We start from the raw sequence: 16,530 nt of genomic DNA on the forward strand, positions 1-16,530 counted from the left end.
CTTCACCTGACCTGCCATCCAGCCGCGTGACCTTCACCTGAGCTGCCGCCCCACCGCGCCCCCTTCACCTGAGCTGCCAGCTTGTTGGCGTCCAGAGCGGATACCGCGGGTCGGGCGTCCGGGACAGTGTTATCTGCCAGGCCTGCATCGGGGGCCGCCCGGCCGACTCCCATCGGTCGAGGATGTTGTTGGCCTCGTCGGTGCGATCCGCGGCGTCGGGACCGCCGGCCAGGACCGAGCCGTCGGGCAGGATCGCCGCGCCGCCCGTGCCCGCGGGATCCAGGAGGGCGACGGCGTTCTGCTGGTGGTCAGGCAGGGCGGCATGGGTTGCGCGGGTGCTCCAGATGCCGGCGGCGTACCAGAGGTCCCGGTAGCGCAGGGAGGTCAACGGCTCGGCCCAGCGCGGCGGGGTTGCCTCTTTCAGGGCGGTGAGGGCGGCGGTCGGTGCCGGATGGCTGGTGCCGTGCTGGGCGGTCAACGGGCCCGCGGCTGTCATGAAGCCCGAGGGACAGATCACGGAGCCCGTCACGGGCCCGTCGGCGGTGCCGGTGACAGCGAGGACCGGGTGGGTGCCGGCATGTTCCACGGGCACAACGACCAGACCTGGCCGGGACTGTGACAACCAGTGCGGGGAGACGCCCGCGACCCCGACCGTGACGATCACTCGATCGAAGTCCGGGCCGGCGTCGAGGTAGCCGTCGCCGACGAGAAGCCGGACGTCCTGAACGCCGGCCAGCTTCAGTGCGTCCCTCGCCTGGGCAGCGACGTCGGGCTGAACATCCACACTGGTCACCGAGGCGCCCAGCCTGCTCAGCAACGCGGCGTTGTAACCCGTGCCGGTGCCGATCTCCAGCACCCGGTCGCCGGGCCGGACGTCCAGGGCCGTCAGCATGATCGCCATCAGGGAGGGCTGGCTGGAGGAGCTGACCGGCAGCCCGTCCGCCAGCTTCGTGACGAGGACGTTGTCGCTGTAGACCGTCTGGAGGAAGCCGGGCATGCCCGGAGTCGCCCACTTGCCGTCCCGGCGCTGGAATCCGCCGCCCACGAACACCTCGCGGGGAACGGCCCCGAACGCGTCCGCGAGCGCCGGTGGCAGCGGACCGGTCTCCCGCTCGATCTCCGCCACGAAACGGCGTCGCAGGTCAGTCATGGTCTGCACGGGGAGAGGGCCGCGTGACGCCGACCGCGGCCAGCAGCATCTCCGGGACGTCGGACTCATGATAGGGCCGCTCGGACTCCTCGATGTGATCGAGGAACTCCTGGTACTTCGCTGCCGAGGCGAGGGCCGCCACGGGCCGGATCAGCTCCAGCGCCGTCTCCGGATCGCACCCGGGCACAGCCGCCCGCCACCGTGCGGCCCACTCGCCGATCAACGAGCCGGCAGGCAACTCCGCACCCAGCCGGACGATGTCGAGCGCCGGATGTCCCACCGCCGAATCGGCCCAGTCGACAATCACCACCCCATCCGCAGCGCCCGACCCCGCAGCGCCCGACCCCGCAGGGACTTGATCCGGCGCGGTGGGGGAGCGGACGTTGCCGGGGTGCAGGTCGCCGTGGATGAGGGTGTCGGGCAGGCCGCAGGCGGCGATCGCGGCGAGGCGGGCCGGTAGCTCGTCGAGCAGGTCGTCGAGGCCGTCGAGGTGGTCGAGCCAGGGCTCGGCGACCCGGGCGAAGCGGTCGTAGGTGAGCCGGCGGTCGGGGACGCCCGCGTCGAGCAGCGCGCTGACGTGGGTGGCGAAGTGCTCCTGGACCGGGTGGAAGGCGCGGGCGACCGCGGCGCAGAAGTCAGGGCCGGCGCCGTAGCGGTCCTCGCCGGGGACGTGTGTGAGCAGGCTGCGGCCCGCGGCGCCGGTGGCGAGCACCGCGGGGACGAGGCCGGGGGAGACCTCGTCGACCAGGCGCAGCACGGCCGGCTCGTGGGCGGCGAAGATCGGAACCTGTTTGAGCCAGGCCACCGGGGTGCCGCTCACGTCGATGCGCCAGATCGCGGAGAGATTCCAGGTGCGGATCTGCTCTGCCGACGCATCGCCGGGACACAGCGACAACGCCCACTCGAGAGAGGCATCGGGACCACCGGGCACGGCCCAGGGCGCCCGCAGCGGCGACGGATGAAGATCCACCTCATACGGTTTGAGCGCGACATCAACAGCGCCGTCGATCTGGGCCAAGTAGGTGACCTCGCCACCGGGTGGCGCAGGGTGCGTGGCAGCGAGCAGCCGCAGCACCGTGACCACCAGCCCGTGCCGGTCGCGCACGGCGTCGACCACGTCGGCGGTCTCCTGCCACCAGGGCAGCTCGAGCTCGAACGGCGGCAGCGAACCGAGGACGTCCCCGGACGTATCGGTGAGCACGAGCGTCACGATGCGGGTCACGCGAAGGACCGTAACGCGTGCGACGTTTTTGTGGCTGCCCCTGTGGATAACGTGGGGCGGTGGATACCTCGCAGGTCGGTTGCACCCTCGGTTTCGACGTGACCGAGCCCGCGGAGATCGTGTTGCAGATCGCCGCCCAGAAGCCCCGGAACGAGTCGTTGACGGTCTCGACCGACGGGGGCCGCGTGCCCACGACGGAGATCGGGGGTCGTCAGCACATCGTGCACGCTCCGAAGGGGATCCTCACGGTCACCTACAGTGCCGAGATGCCGGTCGAGCAGCCCCGGCCCGCGGATGTCACCGACCTCGAACGCATCGTCGCCCTGCGTCCGAGCCGCTACTGCCCGTCCGATCGGCTCGGTGGTTTCGCGGCGAAACAATTTAGTCAGGACAATGCCGCTGATACCGTACGCGCAATTGCGGCCTGGGTGCACGACCACCTCGACTATGTCGTGGGCAGCAGCGGCCCGTCCACCGACGCGAGCGACACCCTGATGGACGGCCGCGGGGTCTGCCGCGACTACGCCCACCTGATGGCGACGTTGTGCCGCGCGAAGGACATCCCGGCCCGCGTCGCAGCTGTCTACGCTCCCGGCCTGTCGCCGATGGACTTCCACCTAGTGGTGGAGGCCGCGGTGCAGGGCCGCTGGACGGTCTGGGACGCGACCCGCCTGGCCCCGCGGCAGAGCCTGATCCGCATCACCACCGGCCGCGACGCCGCGGACACCGCGTTCGCCACCACGATCTCCGGATACCTGCTGCTGCCCGAGCTGATGATCACGGCGGTTGCCGGCGGCTCCCTCCCTTATGACAACCACACCGACCTGGTCGAACTCCCCTGAGGCAGCCCCCGCGCCGGGGCGGCCGGACCGGCCCCGCACCCACCGGGTGCGGAGCGGGTCACAGAACGCGGAAGTCGGTGACGAAGCTGGTGACGTCGCCGTCGGCGCCGCGGCCGATGAACGTGGCGTATGCGCCGTCTCCCCACCCCGTGCTGACCAGCAGAACGTTGGCTCCGCTGGCCTCGTGGGTGATCGCGTCGAGGGGGCTGGGCGCCGCCTCGATCACGGCCGGGATGTAGGCGTCCTCGAGGCGTTCGTAGGGCCAGCCCGCCAGGGCGGCGACGGCCTGCTCGTCAGCGAACGTGCCGGTGCCGGAGTCGACCGGATAGACCGCGAAGCCGTCCTCGTCGATGCTCGCCGGGTCGGGGACGGCGGGATCGGGCACGCAGGCCGGCTCCCACGTGGTGGTGGGCTGGTCGCGGATGACCAGCTGCAGGGCGGCCGTGCGTCTGTCGGACTCGACCCGGTTTCCGGGTGGCCCGAAACCGATCACGGCGACCCACGCCCGCAGGGGGTAGCGGCCCGGGGTGACGGGAACGGTGAAAGGTGGCGAGTCGCCGGCGTAGACCAGCGGATCGCAGGCCACGACGCGTCCGGTGGGCAGCGTCACATCGCCGACCGGGACCATCGTGAGGTGGTAGTCATGGGTGTCGTCGGAGTGTCGTGCGCCCTCGCTCAGGAGCCGTCCCAGCAGCTCACCGATATCCACAGCCATACCCCGCACGCTATCCCCGACCACCGACAAAAACCGCCACCCCACCCCCGGCCCCGGAACTACTGAGGAAAGGCATCCGGATCGACGTCGCTGGTGGTCGCATTGCCACCGACCACCGGTGTCAGCGTGATCGTCCAGATGGAGGACGTACGCGAGGTCGTGCTGAACTTGAACGTGTCGTCGAACTTGCTGAAGCCGCAGTCGCGGGTGAACCCCTTCTTCGCGGAATTCCAGTCGGTGCCGGTCGCCGTGTAGATGCGGTAGGTGCCGTCCTTGATGCCCTTGGCGGTGTACGACTTCCCGCCCCGGACGTAGACCGTGAAGACCGTCTTCTTGCCCTTGACCAGCGAGACCGTGGTGTCGTCCCCGCCGTTCTCGATCTTCAGGTGACCGAGCCCGCCGGTGGAGGTCCGCTTGACGTACTTGCCGTTGCTGAGGCGGCGGTTCTGGTCCTTGGGCGCGGCCGGCAGGAACGTCCCGAACTTGTACTTGCCGTTGGCCGAGGTCAGCTTCTTGACGTCGGCGCGGATGCCGTCGGCCCAACCGGACTGCAGCACCGATGCGTACGGTGACGCGGCCGGGCATTCCTGCTTGGTGCCCGCGGTCTCCTCGATGATGTCGCCGAAGCTGTCGAGCTGCTGCGCGAGATCCTCGTGGACGCTTTCGGCACCGGCGGGTGGCTCGCTGGCGCGCAACTTGTCTGCCTCGTTGCGGATGCTGGCCGCCGCGGCCGGAGCGGCTTTCGCGAACGCCTTGTTGTCGCTGGTGTTGAGCTTGCCGAAGGTCGCCCTGATGGCGTTGTCGGAGCCGGTGAGCAGTGCGGCGTACTGCTCGGGGGTGCTCGGCGCCGTCGTGGTCGGCGCGATCGTCGGCGCGGTGGTGGTGCCCGTCGCGATCAGGGTTTCGGCAACCGGTTTCTCGTCGTCGTCCCCGCCGGAGAAGGCGCCGATGACGCCGATGCAGCCGGCCACCAGGACCGCTGCGACACCGAGACCGATGAGCTTGTTACGCCGCCCGGACCGCTGCACGGCGATCGGCGGCCCCGCGAGAACGGGCGCGGGAGCAGGGAAGGGCAACGTCACACGTACGGTGACGGCGACCTTGCCGCCGGGTGAGTCGACCCACAGCACCGCGCCGTCCGTCGTGCCCGGCGGGACCGTGATGTGCAACGGTCCGTGGGTGGGTGACCAGAGTGATCTGATCGTGCCGGCCGCTGCTTCCGCCGGTGGAATCTCAATGGTTGCGCTGATGTATCCCGGCTCCCCCGTCATACCGAAAAGTATGAATGAGCACCGCCGGATCCCGCTGCCCGCTTTCCGTCACAAAGTGAGGACGCAAAGTGAGCGCGTGTATGCATCGCGACAAATTGGACGCTGATCAGTCGTTGACGACAGCTCAGTCCATGGAGACAACTCAGCCCATGAACAGCATGGCCCCGACGCCGAGCAGGACGAGCATCAGCAGGCCGATCAGCAGACCGCGCTCGGAGGAGTCGGCGGTGGGGGCGGTCGTGGTCATCGGCTCAGTGCTCATGGGGTGTGTCCTTCGACGCGATGGCGGGCTTGGGGGTGCGTGCGGGTGCCGGGGGGCCTAGCGTTGAGGCGTCGTCGACCTCGAAGGGCTGCCCGGTGCAACTGGAGGACTGGTTTCTGACCACGCAGGAGCGGGGCAACCCGGACTCCGAGATACCCACCTGGTGCGAGGGAAACACCGCCGAGCCGCTTTTCCACGGAAGAAACTATTTCGACCGGTTGGTGAACGAGGTCGAACAGCTCGGTGACGGTGACTATCTCTTCTTCACCGACTGGCGTGGCGACCCCGACGAGCGGATGCGCGACGACGGCCCGACCATTGCGGAGCTCTTCGCGGCGGCGGCCAAGCGCGGCGTGGTGGTCAAGGGTCTGCTCTGGCGCTCACACATCGACAAACTCGCCTACAGCGAGGAAGAGAACCGGGACCTGAGTGAGGACATCGCGGCCGCGGGTGGCGAGGTCCTGCTCGATCAGAGGGTACGGCGAGGAGGCTCGCACCATCAGAAGGTCGTGATCCTCCGGCACCCCGGCGAACCCGAGCGCGACATCGCGTTCGCGGGCGGCATCGACCTGTGTCACAGCCGGCGCGACGACGAGCGGCACCACGGCGACCCGCAGCCGATCGCGATGGCCTCGGCGTATGGTAAGAATCCGCCCTGGCACGACGTGCAGCTGGCCCTGCGCGGACCGGTCGTCGGCGCCCTCGATCTTTCCTTCCGGGAGCGGTGGAACGACCCGGCCCCGCTGGACCAGCACGGCCCGATCTCCACGATCACGGACAAGCTCCGGCACGCCGATCTCCGCGCCGACCGGCTGCCGCCGCAGCCCGCCGACCCGCCCCGGGCCGGCTCGCACAACATTCAGGTGCTGCGGACCTATCCGGCTATGCGCCCGCCCTACAGCTTCGCGAGCCTGGGGGAGCAGAGCATCGCCCGCGGCTATACAAAAGCCATCAAACGGGCACGCCAGCTGATCTACCTCGAAGATCAGTATCTGTGGTCGACCGAGGTCGCCCAGCTGTTCGCCGAAGCGCTCACCGACAATCCCGAGCTCAACCTGATCGCGGTGGTGCCCCGTCACCCCGATGTGGACGGACGATTCGCGCTCCCGCCCAACCAGATCGGCCGCGAGGAGGCCATCGAGCTGTGCCGCAGCGCCGCACCGGACCGCGTGCACATCTTCGACGTGGAGAACCACGCCGGCACGCCGGTCTACGTGCACGCCAAGGTCTGCGTGATCGACGACGTGTGGGCCAGCGTGGGCAGCGACAACTTCAACCGGCGATCCTGGACGCACGACAGCGAGCTCTCCTGCGCGGTCCTCGACGAGACCCGCGACGAGCGGGAGCCGGCCGATCCGGCGGGCCTGGGTGATCAGGCGCGCGTTTACGCGCGGCACCTGCGGTTGTCGCTGCTGCGCGAGCACCTCGACCTGTCCGAGGACGAGGACCTTCTGGACCCCGGTTCCGCCGTACGCACAGTGAGCGCGATCGCCGGCAAACTCAGCGACTGGCACGCGAACGGCGAGCAGGGTCCCCGTCCTCCGGGCCGGTTGATGCCCCACAAGCCCGAGCGGCTCCCGTGGTTCCAGCGGTTCTGGGCGAAGCCCGCGTACCGTCTCATGTATGACCCGGACGGCCGGTCCTGGCGCGCCCGCCGGGCAGGCGACTGGTAAGCCATCGCCGTCGGCCCGAAGGTAGACCCAGGTATACCCCCGCCGTAGACCCAAGCGGCTGGCTCGCCCGGCCCGGCCGGCAATACCGTAATTCCGTGCCTACCACCCAAGCTCCGACGCTGGCCCTCCTGAATCGCCGCTACCTGCTCACCGGCGGTCCCTGGCGGGCACTCTTCTACCTGTTCTCGACGCTGCCGTTCGCCATCCCGGTCGCCATCGCGGCCGGCGTGCTGGCGCTGCCCTACCTGGCGGCCATGTCCAGCCTGAGCCGCGGCGCCGCGCCGGACGGCCCCGTGCTGTTCCTCATGATCGTGTCGCTGGCGCTGCTGCTCGTCCTCGGTCCCCTCGTGGCCGTGCCCCTGGGCGTGGTCGAGCGCGCCCGGCTGTCCCTGATGGACAGTCGCCCCCTGCCGTCCCCGCACCCGCCGTCCCCCGCGGACCTCGTCTCCTGGCTCCGCACCCGTTACTCGGAGCCCGCCACGTGGCGCGAACTGCTCTACGCACTGTTCCTCGCGACGGTGGTGCCGGCCGCGTACGCGATAGCCGGTTTTCTGATCATCATCGAGGCGGCCCTGCTGCTCGGTCCGTTCTTCGTCACCGGAGGATCGGCCTTCTGGACGATCGGCGCGTTCGAGGTCCGCACTCCCGCTCAGGCGATCCCGCTGTTCCTGCTCGGCATTCTGATGGTGCCGGTGTTCGGCTACCTGGCCGGGCTGCTGGCCACCGGCCAGGCCTTCGCGGCCCGTGCGCTGCTCGGCGACCGGACCGGCCTCGAGCTGCACCAGGTCGCCCAGTCCCGCGCCCGCCTCGCCGACGCCTTCGACCTGGAGCGGCGCCGCATCGAACGCGACCTGCACGACGGCGCCCAGCACCGCCTGACCAGCCTCACCCTGCAACTCGGCATGGCGCGCCTGGACGTGCCGGCCGACTCACCCGCCGCCGAGCCGCTCACCCGCGCCCACGACCAGGCCAAGGACCTGATGGTCGTCCTGCGCGACCTGATCTACGGCATCCGCCCCCAGGCACTGACCGACCTCGGCCTCCCGGCGGCCCTGCGCGAACTGGCCGGCCGTTCGCCGCTCCCGGTCGCGGTGACCGTCGCGGACGGCGTCCCCCGTCCCGCCGAGCAGACCGAGGGCACCGCCTACTTCGCCGCCTCCGAAGCCCTCGCCAACATCGTCAAACACGCCGAAGCCACCCGGGCCGACGTCCTCCTCGCCCGAGCCGGCGAAACCCTCATCCTCGAGATCCGCGACGACGGACAGGGCGGCGCCGACCCCACCCGGGGAACAGGCCTGACCGGCCTCGCCGACCGCGTCGCCGCTTCCGGCGGCCGCCTCCTGCTCTCCAGCCCCCAGGACGGTCCCACCCTGCTACGCATCGAACTCCCGCTGATCGCCGCACCCGCGCCGGCTGCGTCACTTCCCGCGGCCGGGCGCCCGTGACCCGCGTAGTGCTCGCGGAGGACGGCGTCCTGCTCCGCGAAGGCCTGGTCAGCGTCCTCGCCCGCTTCGGCTTTGACGTGGTGGCGGCCGTCAGCGATGCCGAAGAGCTGGTCGCCGTGGTCGCCGAGCACCGCCCCGACCTGGTCATCACCGACATCCGCATGCCCCCGACGTTCCGCGACGAAGGCCTCCAGGCAGCGGTGGCCCTCCGCCGCCTCCGCCCGGACCTCCCGATCGTGGTCCTCAGCCAGTACGTCCAGGCCGACTACGCCACAACCCTGCTCAGCACGGGCGACGGCCGCGCGGTCGGCTACCTCCTCAAAGACCGGGTGGCCGACGTCCAGGACTTCGCCAAAAGCCTGCGATCGGTAACCGCCGGCGCCACGGTCATCGACCCCGAAGTGGTCCGCCGCCTCCTGCACCGCCCCCCGGACCCCCTGACCACCCTTTCCACCCGGGAACGCGAAGTCCTTTCCCTGGTCGCCGAGGGCCACTCCAACTCGGCGATCGCCACCCGCCTCTTCATCACCGAGGCCGCCATCACCAAACACGTCGGCAACATCCTCACCAAACTCAACCTCCCACCCACGGACCAGGCCAACCGCCGGGTCCTGGCCGTCCTCCGCTACCTCCGCGCCTGACCGTCAGCCGTCCCGCCGCAGGGGCTTGCTCATCTCCAGGTAGGCGCTGCCGTCCCAGGCGACCGCCTGCCGGTCCAGCACATATCCGTTGGCCCGGTAGAAGTCGCGGGCGTGCATCGCTACTCCGGCGTAGATCGCCGGGTGGGCTGTGCGCGTACGGAAATCGTGCTCGACGTGGTGCAGTAAGGCTGAGCCGATGCCCTGGCGGGTGAACGGCGGGTCGACGTAGACGTGGCGCAAGCGGTCGTCCTCCCACCCGGCCAGACCCGTGATGACCTCGCCGATACGGGCGACGAACAAGCGCCCGCTCGCGGCCATCGCCACCAGGTGGGCCGGGTCGACGTCGGCGAGCAGGGTTTCGACCTCGCGAGGTGAATCGGCGACAGGTGCCTGGGCCTCGAAGGCGACGCGGCGGATCTGCAGGAGGCGCGGCACGTCGGTGGGGTGAGCTGGGGTAATCATGCTCGGGAGGCCTACCCGTCGGCGAAAGTGGGTAATCGGGTCGCCATGACGTACCGGGTTGAGTACAACGGCGAGGATCTCGAGGTCGCCACCCTGGATTCCGCGCTGGACAACGCGAAGCACGCGATCGCCAGTGATGTCGGGCGGATCAGTGGGTGGGCGGTCGAGCATGACGAGACGATCAACGACTGGTTCGTGCAGGGTGTGCTCGACGGGCAGGCGGTGGGGCCGACCGCGGTGGTGAGCGGGCCGGAACCGATGCTGACGGCGGAGACGCGGCGGGCGCCGGCTGCGGCTGAGCGCGAGGTGCTGCGGATGACCGTCACCGGAGCGACCCCGGCGGAGGCCCTGCAGATGGCCGCGTCATGGCTCGCCGGGCGGCCGGAGATCATCGACGTGGACGACATCGGCTGGCACCCCACCCGCGCGGGCTACCAGGCCAAGATCTACTACCGGGCCTGAGAAACGCGGGCCTGCGAATTCAGGACCGCGAAGAGCAGCCGGTCGCGCCAGGAGCCGCGGATCAGGAAATGGTCGTGCAGGTGCCCCTCCTGTGTCATGCCGATCTTGCGCAGCACCGCCGCGGAACCGGCATTCGACGGGTCGCACGTGGCGGTGACCCGGTGCAGGCCCAGCTCGTCGAAGGCGAGGCTGATCAGGGCCTGTCCGGCTTCGGTGGCGTACCCGTGGCCCTGGGCCGGCCGGGCAATCAGATAGCCCATCGTGGCGCGCTTGTTCTCCGGGCTTTCGATGTGGAGTTCGGCCGAGCCGATCAGGGCGTCGTCGGCGGCCCGGACCACCGCGAAACGGTACGCCCGCCGCGGCCGCTCGGTCTCGGATAGCAACGCCAGCCCGAGGAAGATGCTGGTCTCCTCGGGAGTGTTCGGCCCCCAGTCCATCCACCGTACGATCTCCGGGTCGGACGCGAACGCGTGCACGGCCTCATGATCACCGGCTCGGAACGGGCGCAGCAAAAGGCGTTGGGTTTTGAGCTCCACCGTCAGATTATGGCCCGATGACCTCCGCCGAAGTCGAGCAGCTCGCCGCCGATCCCGCCGTCGAGGGCCTGATCCTCACCGGCTCACACGCCCGGGGCACGGCCACCGTCCACTCCGACCGCGACCTTGTCATGATCGGTCCGGCGCACTACGCGCGACGCACCGCAACGCTGGACGTCGCGGTGGTGACCATCGAAGACCTCGCGGACACTTCAGACATCTGGCAACGGTACGCATTCCGCGGCGCGAAAACCCTCGTCGACCGCCGTTCCGGTCAGATCACCGACCTCGTGCACCGCCAGGCGACCCCCACGGCGCAGGAGGCGGTCACCTGGGCTCGCGAAGGCCTGGACGGCTACGTGAACTTCCTCTATCGCGCCGCGAAGAGCCGCCGCGACGACGAGCACGTGGCCGCCCGCCTGGACGAGGCGGAGAGTGTGTCGTGGCTGCTGCTGACCGTGTTCGCGCTGCACGGCCGGGTCCGCCCGTACAACAAATATCTGCGCTGGGAACTGGAGACCTACCCGCTGGACCCGCCGTGGGACGCCACCCTGCCGGAACGGGCGGTGGCGAACCCGGCGTCCCTCTTCCCCGCGGTGGAAGCCCTGGCCCGCGACCAGGGCCACGGCGACATCCTCGACGCCTGGGGCGACGACTTGACGCTACTGAGGTAGCGGAAGCGTTGCCCATGCTGCCAGGGCGGCCTCGCTGGTGATCTCGTCGAGGCCCAGCACCGCGGCCCCCTGCAGCGGCCCGTCGTCCCCGTGCACGGCATCGACCACCGCGGGCGGCCGTCCCTTGTGGAACGCCATGAGCCCGTCGAGATAAGCCCGCTCGAACGCGTCCGGCGCCGCCCGCCGTAGCAGCGGTGCCAGCCCGCCGAGCGTCACGGTCGCCGGATCGTGCACGTTGACCAGCGCCCCCACCCCGCCGCCCAGCGCGCCCGCGACCTTCCCCACCGCCGGCCCCGCCCCGAGGTTGCCCCGCAGAAATTCCGCCGGATCCCGGGGCTCGGCCACCCCGAGATGCCGGGCGAGGGCACGCCCGTCCACCTCCAGGTCCCAGCACCCCCGGGCCCCACAAGGACAGATCAATTTCCGGTCACCGTACGGCTGGTGCCCGTACTCTCCCGCGGCCCCGTGCGATCCCGTGGCAGGCCGGCCGTCCACAGTGACCGTCCCGCCGACCCCCACGACCACCATCAGATGCAGCGCCGTGGAAGCTCCGACCGACGCCCCGGTCCGAGCCTCGGCGACCCCGGCCAGCGTCGCGTCGTTGCCGAGCAGCAGCGGCACGGCACCGCTCACCGAGCCAAGGTCAACATCACGCCAGCCGAGCGTGGCGGACTGCACGAGCCGCCCCTCGTGCACCGTGCCCGCGACGGCCAGAGACACACCCCGGACCCGATTTCCGTACGCCCGGAGCACAGCGTCCACTCGCCCCCGGATCGCCGCCAGCACCGCTCCGGGCGACCGTGACCCGTGCCGGACGCTCGCCGCTTCGGTCAGCTGCCCGTCGAGCGTGACCACCGCTGAGCGCCACTCCGCGGTGCGCAGGTCGACGGCGAGCAGCACCGGGCCCTCGGGGTGGGCGCCGAGCACGGTCGTGGGCCGGCCGCGCTGTCCCGTGGCCCGGGGCGCCGGGGTCTCCTCGAGCAGTCGCATCGCTCGCAGCCGGGCGGTGATCTCGGTGGCCAGCCCGCTGTTGAGCCGCAGGTCCTGGGTCAGTTCGGCGCGGGTGCCGCCGGGGTGGGCGCGTACCCAGGTGAGGACCTGGGCGGCCGTGTGCCACCGGGCTTCACCCGCTGTCAATCTGCCGGAACTTGCCATGAGCACCGCCTTCACGTCTATCCTGAAGATATCCTCGTGCAACGAGAATATTGGAGGAACCGTGGACCTCAGCGCCATCCGGGCAGTGCTCTTCGACATGGACGGCACCCTGGTCGACTCGGACGCCGCCGTCGAGCGCGCCTGGACGGTGTGGGCCGGAGAGTACGGCGTCGACCCCGCCGCCGTCATGGCGGTCTCGCACGGCGCGCCGGCCGGGCGTACGGTCCGGATCGTGCGGCCCGACCTGACCGAACCGCAGGTCAGAGCCGCTGCCGACCGCCAGCTGGAGCTTCAGTACGACGACCTGTCCGACGTCGTCGCGACCCCGGGCGCCCATGACCTCCTGGCCGGGCTCACCCTTGCGTGGGCCGTCGTGACCAGCGCCGACGTCCGCCTGGCGAAGGCCCGCCTGGGCGCGGCCGGCATCGAGGTCCCGGTCCTCGTCACGGTGGATGACATCCGGGTGGGCAAGCCGGACCCGGAGGGCTATCTGCGTGGCGCGGAGCTGCTCGGTGTGGCGCCCGCGCAGTGCCTCGTGGTCGAGGACGCCGAGGTCGGCGTGACAGCGGGCCGGGCCGCGGGCGCGATCGTGGCAGCGCTCAAGGGCGTCGACGGCGACCTGCGCATCACGAGCCTGGCCGAACTCGCCCCGCTGCTCGCCCCATGACCACGGTCGAGACGCTCCGCCCGCGTGGGTTGTCGCCGGTCATGCAGGCAGGCATCGCACAGGGTGTGCTCGGCTTCGGCATCACCGGGCTCGGGGCGTGCCTCGTCCTGCTCGCCGGGGACCTCGGCGTCGCCCCTGAAAGCCTGGCCTGGTTGCCGGCCACGTTCGGCTTCGGCCTGCTGGCGACTGCTCCCGCCGGGCCGTACCTGCTGCGTCACGGCCCGCGCCCTGCCCTGGTGGCGGGATCGCTGGCCCTCGCGGCCGGTCTGACGCTGCTGGGGCTCTCCTCCGCGATGCCCCTGGTGGTCGCGGGTGCCCTGCTGCTCGGCGTGGGCGGCGCGGCGTTCGTGCTGGTCACGCCCGCGCTGCTGACCGGGGCCGGCGCGACCTCGCAGCTTTCCAGGGCCACCGCCGCGGGGAGTGCCGCCGCGGTGCTCGCGCCCGCTCTCATCGGCGGCGTGGACGCTACCGGGCTGGTGAACGGGCGGGTCGCGCTGCTGGCCGGCGTACCGCTGCTGCTGTTTCTGGCCCTGACCGCCCGTCCTGCCGCGCCCGTCGGGTCCTCGCCGATAGAGCGTCCCGCGTTGAGCGTCGCGGGCCGGCGCTGGACCGTGATGGTCCTGGCCGTCTCGGTGGAGTTCTGCTTCACGATCTGGGCCGTCGCGCGACTGGCCGGAACCGGACTGCCGGTCTCCCGGGCCGCCCTGCTCGGCACGGCCTTCCCGATCGGCATGGCACTGGGCCGGGCCGCCGCGCCGCTGCTCCTCGGCGTGCTCCCGATGCGCCGCGGGGGCGTCACGATTCCGCTGACCGGCGTGGTTCCTCTTGCCTCCGCGGTTACGGCGGTGGGCGCGGTCCTGGTGGTCGCTTCCGGTGACCCGGCGGTGGTGACCGCGGGCCTGGTGGTGGCCGGCCTGGGTGTGGCGACGCTCTACCCGGTCACGCTCGCCACCCTGGTCGCTACCCCGGGCCTGAGCGGCAGGCACGCCGCATCCCTGGGAGCCCTTGCTTCAGGTACGGCCATCGTGGCCGCCCCCGCCGCCCTGGCCCGCCTCGCCGACGTCCTGGACCTCCGCCTCGCCTACCTCATCATCCTCCCCACCCTGGCCGCCCTGCTCCTTCTCCGCCGCCGCGACTGACCACCGCCCCGCCCCGCCCCGCCCCGGCGCCCGCCGACCTGCCGCCCCGGCCCGCCGACCTGCCGCCCCGGCCCGCCGACCTGCCGCCCCGACCTGCCGCCCCGGCCTGCCGCCCCGGCCCGCCGCCCCGGCCCAGCGGGGGGCAGTGACGCGCGCCCTAGTATTTCAGATTTGAAGGAGTTACTGTCTCTGTCATGGCCGAACCGCTGGACGCCCGTCAGCAAGCGATGTGGCGCGCCTACATCGACAGCTCCTGGGCGCTGCAGACCCGGCTCGAGGACGAGCTGCGCGCGGCGACCGGGCTGAGCATGCCGGACTATCACGTGCTGGTGGTGCTCTCGGAGTCGCCGGGGCGGCGCCTGCGCATGGGCGAGCTCGCCGGCCGGATGGTGTTCTCGCCGAGCCGCGTGACCTACCAGATCGCGCAGATGGTCAAGCGTGGCCTGGTCCGCAAACAGAGCTGCGCCGACGACGGCCGTGGTCAGGAGGCGGTGCTGACCGCCGAGGGCCTCGCCGCCCTCGAAAAGGCCGCGCCGCTGCACCTCGCCACCGTCCGCGACAGCTTCGTCGACGACCTCGACGACCACGAGATCGCCACCCTGACCGCTGTCTTCAGCCGTCTGGGCCCCCGACTGCGCCCCGTCACCCCACTTCTCACCCAAGGGAACCGCTGATGCCCGCGATCACCGTCGACGACGTCCTCGTGCTGCCGCGCCTGCCGCAGCTCGACCAGACCACCACCAAATATCGCGCGGTCCGGCGCCTCACGACGGCCCCCAGCGGCTACGAGGGCGAGGGCTTCCCGGTCCGGCGCGCGTTTGCCGGCGTACCCATGAATGAGCTGGACCCGTTCATCCACCTGGACCAGATGGGTGAGGTCGACTACGCGCCGGGTGAGCCGAAGGGGACGCCGTGGCACCCGCACCGCGGCTTCGAGACCGTGACCTACATGATCGACGGCACGATGGACCACCAGGATTCCCTCGGTGGCGGCGGCAGCATCACCAACGGTGACACCCAGTGGATGACCGCGGCCAGCGGCATCCTGCACATCGAGGCCCCGCCGGAGCAGCTCGTCACCACGGGTGGCCTGTTCCACGGCCTGCAGCTCTGGGTCAACCTGCCCCGCGCGGCCAAGATGATCGCCCCGAAGTACCAGGACATCCGTGGCAAGGAGTCGGCCCTGCTGACCACGGCGGACGGTGGCAGCCTGATCCGGGTCATCGCCGGTGAGGTGGGCGGTCACGCGGGCCCGGGCTCGACCTTCACCCCGATCAACCTGGCCCACGTGACGCTGCAGCCGGGAGCCCAGCTCGACCTCCCGTGGCAGCCCGACTACAACGCCCTGGTCTACGTCCTCGCCGGCCGCGGCACCGTCGGTGTGGAGAAGCGCCCGATCCAGATCGGCCAGCTCGCCGCCCACTCGGCCGGCGACGCGATCCGGGTCAACGCCGCCGCGACCCAGGACACCAACATCCCGGCGATGGAGCTCTTCATCATGGGCGGCCGTCCGATCCGCGAACCGGTCGCCCACTACGGCCCGTTCGTCATGAACACCCAGGAAGAGCTCAAGCAGGCCTTCGAGGACTTCCAGAAGGGCCGCCTCGGCGTCATCCCCGCCGGCCGGCTGCCCCACACCAACTGAGGTCAGAACACCACGTCGGGGCGGGCGGGGTCGGTGAGGTCCGGGTCTTCGGTGGCGAAGGCCCGGGCGAGGGCCGGCCAGCCGCGCTCGCGGATGAGCGCGGCCTCCGCGGTGGTGATCGGGATCAGCCAGGTCAGCACGATCGGTGTCTCGGCGGTGTGGCAGACCGAGAATTCCTCCGGGAGGTATCGCGGGCTGGCCGCGACCATCGCGGTGGTGCGGGCTCCGGGAAACAGCGGCCCGCGCGGGCCGATCACCTGTCCGTGTTGCAGACCCGAACCGCGGCTGACCATTTCGCCGGCGAGCTGGAACAGCAGACCCGCCGCTCGCGGGGGGAAGTCGCCGGGTGGGACGTGCATCAGGAGCTCCTGATGCCAGGCCTCGCCGCTGGGCAGCGTCAGGTGACGCCGGGAGAGACCCACGGTGGTCAGGGTGGTCGCTCCGCGCAGGCTCGGGTCAGGACCGAAGAACGCGATGTGTACGCCCTGAGGTGTCTCCTCGTCGCCCTGGCTGCCGCCCGTCATCCGGCCGAGATGGGATTCCAGGTGTTCGATCAGGTCAGCCACCCG

Annotated in this window: 18 protein-coding genes; 10 read left to right on the forward strand and 8 right to left on the reverse strand. The window is 70.8% G+C overall.

Features of this window, described 5'->3' with window-relative positions:
- Nucleotides 1-64: 64 nt before the first annotated feature.
- Nucleotides 65-1,150: a protein-L-isoaspartate O-methyltransferase family protein gene (locus tag Aco04nite_RS00065; RefSeq protein ID WP_212995141.1), complete on the reverse strand. Its 1,086-nt coding sequence runs from the start codon at nucleotides 1,148-1,150 to the stop codon at nucleotides 65-67.
- Nucleotides 1,143-2,372 (reverse strand): phosphotransferase family protein, encoded by a 1,230-nt coding sequence (locus Aco04nite_RS00070; RefSeq protein ID WP_212995142.1) that lies wholly within the window; start codon nucleotides 2,370-2,372, stop codon nucleotides 1,143-1,145. The genes Aco04nite_RS00065 and Aco04nite_RS00070 overlap by 8 nt, the downstream gene beginning before the upstream one ends.
- Before the next feature lie 59 nt (nucleotides 2,373-2,431).
- Here Aco04nite_RS00070 and Aco04nite_RS00075 point away from each other — a divergent pair, with 59 nt between their 5' ends.
- Nucleotides 2,432-3,214 (forward strand): transglutaminase-like domain-containing protein, encoded by a 783-nt coding sequence (locus Aco04nite_RS00075; protein ID WP_212995143.1) that lies wholly within the window; start codon nucleotides 2,432-2,434, stop codon nucleotides 3,212-3,214.
- 58 nt (nucleotides 3,215-3,272) lie between these two features.
- Here Aco04nite_RS00075 and Aco04nite_RS00080 read toward each other — a convergent pair whose 3' ends face one another.
- Both Aco04nite_RS00080 and Aco04nite_RS00085 read right to left on the reverse strand, forming a co-directional pair.
- A complete protein-coding gene (locus Aco04nite_RS00080) occupies nucleotides 3,273-3,929 on the reverse strand; it encodes a DUF4241 domain-containing protein (protein WP_212995144.1) in 657 nt (218 codons plus the stop codon).
- Nucleotides 3,930-3,988: 59 nt separating this feature from the next.
- Nucleotides 3,989-5,200 carry a hypothetical protein gene (locus Aco04nite_RS00085; RefSeq protein ID WP_212995145.1) on the reverse strand — a complete coding sequence of 404 codons (1,212 nt, stop codon included), beginning with the start codon at nucleotides 5,198-5,200 and terminating at the stop codon, nucleotides 3,989-3,991.
- 357 nt (nucleotides 5,201-5,557) lie between these two features.
- On the opposite strand from Aco04nite_RS00085, the gene Aco04nite_RS00090 reads away from it, so the two are divergent.
- The 3 genes from Aco04nite_RS00090 to Aco04nite_RS00100 all read left to right on the forward strand — a co-directional run bounded on the left by Aco04nite_RS00090 (nucleotide 5,558) and on the right by Aco04nite_RS00100 (nucleotide 9,221).
- Nucleotides 5,558-7,135, forward strand: a complete 1,578-nt coding sequence (locus Aco04nite_RS00090; protein WP_212995146.1) for a phospholipase D family protein — start codon at nucleotides 5,558-5,560, stop codon at nucleotides 7,133-7,135.
- Nucleotides 7,136-7,230: 95 nt separating this feature from the next.
- On the forward strand, nucleotides 7,231-8,580 hold the full coding sequence (locus tag Aco04nite_RS00095) for a sensor histidine kinase (RefSeq protein WP_212995147.1): 1,350 nt from the start codon (nucleotides 7,231-7,233) through the stop codon (nucleotides 8,578-8,580).
- The gene (locus Aco04nite_RS00100; protein WP_212995148.1) at nucleotides 8,577-9,221 is read left to right on the forward strand and encodes a response regulator transcription factor; all 645 of its coding nucleotides are present in this window, start codon (nucleotides 8,577-8,579) and stop codon (nucleotides 9,219-9,221) included. Before Aco04nite_RS00095 ends, Aco04nite_RS00100 begins: the two co-directional genes overlap by 4 nt.
- Nucleotides 9,222-9,224: 3 nt before the next feature.
- On the opposite strand, the gene Aco04nite_RS00105 is transcribed toward Aco04nite_RS00100, so the two are convergent.
- Nucleotides 9,225-9,683, reverse strand: coding sequence for a GNAT family N-acetyltransferase (locus tag Aco04nite_RS00105; protein ID WP_212995149.1), 459 nt, complete (start codon nucleotides 9,681-9,683; stop codon nucleotides 9,225-9,227).
- A 45-nt stretch (nucleotides 9,684-9,728) separates the two neighbouring features.
- Here Aco04nite_RS00105 and Aco04nite_RS00110 point away from each other — a divergent pair, with 45 nt between their 5' ends.
- Nucleotides 9,729-10,145: a hypothetical protein gene (locus tag Aco04nite_RS00110; RefSeq protein WP_212995150.1), complete on the forward strand. Its 417-nt coding sequence runs from the start codon at nucleotides 9,729-9,731 to the stop codon at nucleotides 10,143-10,145.
- Here Aco04nite_RS00110 and Aco04nite_RS00115 read toward each other — a convergent pair.
- Nucleotides 10,133-10,681 (reverse strand): GNAT family N-acetyltransferase, encoded by a 549-nt coding sequence (locus Aco04nite_RS00115; RefSeq protein ID WP_212995151.1) that lies wholly within the window; start codon nucleotides 10,679-10,681, stop codon nucleotides 10,133-10,135. The genes Aco04nite_RS00110 and Aco04nite_RS00115 overlap by 13 nt on opposite strands.
- Nucleotides 10,682-10,698: 17 nt before the next feature.
- Here Aco04nite_RS00115 and Aco04nite_RS00120 point away from each other — a divergent pair, with 17 nt between their 5' ends.
- Complete coding sequence (locus Aco04nite_RS00120) at nucleotides 10,699-11,355, forward strand: nucleotidyltransferase domain-containing protein (protein WP_212995152.1); 657 nt, start codon at nucleotides 10,699-10,701, stop codon at nucleotides 11,353-11,355.
- Here Aco04nite_RS00120 and Aco04nite_RS00125 read toward each other — a convergent pair.
- Nucleotides 11,344-12,510: an ROK family protein gene (locus Aco04nite_RS00125; protein WP_244875633.1), complete on the reverse strand. Its 1,167-nt coding sequence runs from the start codon at nucleotides 12,508-12,510 to the stop codon at nucleotides 11,344-11,346. The two genes, Aco04nite_RS00120 and Aco04nite_RS00125, sit on opposite strands and share 12 nt — an antisense overlap.
- Nucleotides 12,511-12,571: 61 nt before the next feature.
- Between Aco04nite_RS00125 and Aco04nite_RS00130 the strand changes: the two genes are divergently transcribed.
- The 4 genes from Aco04nite_RS00130 (at nucleotide 12,572) to Aco04nite_RS00145 (ending at nucleotide 15,961) form a co-directional block, all read left to right on the forward strand.
- Nucleotides 12,572-13,177 (forward strand): HAD-IA family hydrolase, encoded by a 606-nt coding sequence (locus tag Aco04nite_RS00130; RefSeq protein WP_212995153.1) that lies wholly within the window; start codon nucleotides 12,572-12,574, stop codon nucleotides 13,175-13,177.
- Nucleotides 13,174-14,316 (forward strand): MFS transporter, encoded by a 1,143-nt coding sequence (locus Aco04nite_RS00135; RefSeq protein WP_212995154.1) that lies wholly within the window; start codon nucleotides 13,174-13,176, stop codon nucleotides 14,314-14,316. The genes Aco04nite_RS00130 and Aco04nite_RS00135 overlap by 4 nt, the downstream gene beginning before the upstream one ends.
- Nucleotides 14,317-14,510: 194 nt before the next feature.
- On the forward strand, nucleotides 14,511-14,990 hold the full coding sequence (locus Aco04nite_RS00140) for a MarR family winged helix-turn-helix transcriptional regulator (RefSeq protein ID WP_212995155.1): 480 nt from the start codon (nucleotides 14,511-14,513) through the stop codon (nucleotides 14,988-14,990).
- A complete protein-coding gene (locus tag Aco04nite_RS00145) occupies nucleotides 14,990-15,961 on the forward strand; it encodes a pirin family protein (RefSeq protein ID WP_212995156.1) in 972 nt (323 codons plus the stop codon). The genes Aco04nite_RS00140 and Aco04nite_RS00145 overlap by 1 nt, the downstream gene beginning before the upstream one ends.
- Nucleotides 15,962-15,963: 2 nt before the next feature.
- Here Aco04nite_RS00145 and Aco04nite_RS00150 read toward each other — a convergent pair whose 3' ends face one another.
- Complete coding sequence (locus Aco04nite_RS00150; protein WP_212995157.1) at nucleotides 15,964-16,527, reverse strand: suppressor of fused domain protein; 564 nt, start codon at nucleotides 16,525-16,527, stop codon at nucleotides 15,964-15,966.
- Nucleotides 16,528-16,530 lie beyond the last annotated feature (3 nt).

The organism is Winogradskya consettensis, from assembly GCF_018332715.1.
Lineage (GTDB): Bacteria > Actinomycetota > Actinomycetes > Mycobacteriales > Micromonosporaceae > Actinoplanes > Actinoplanes consettensis.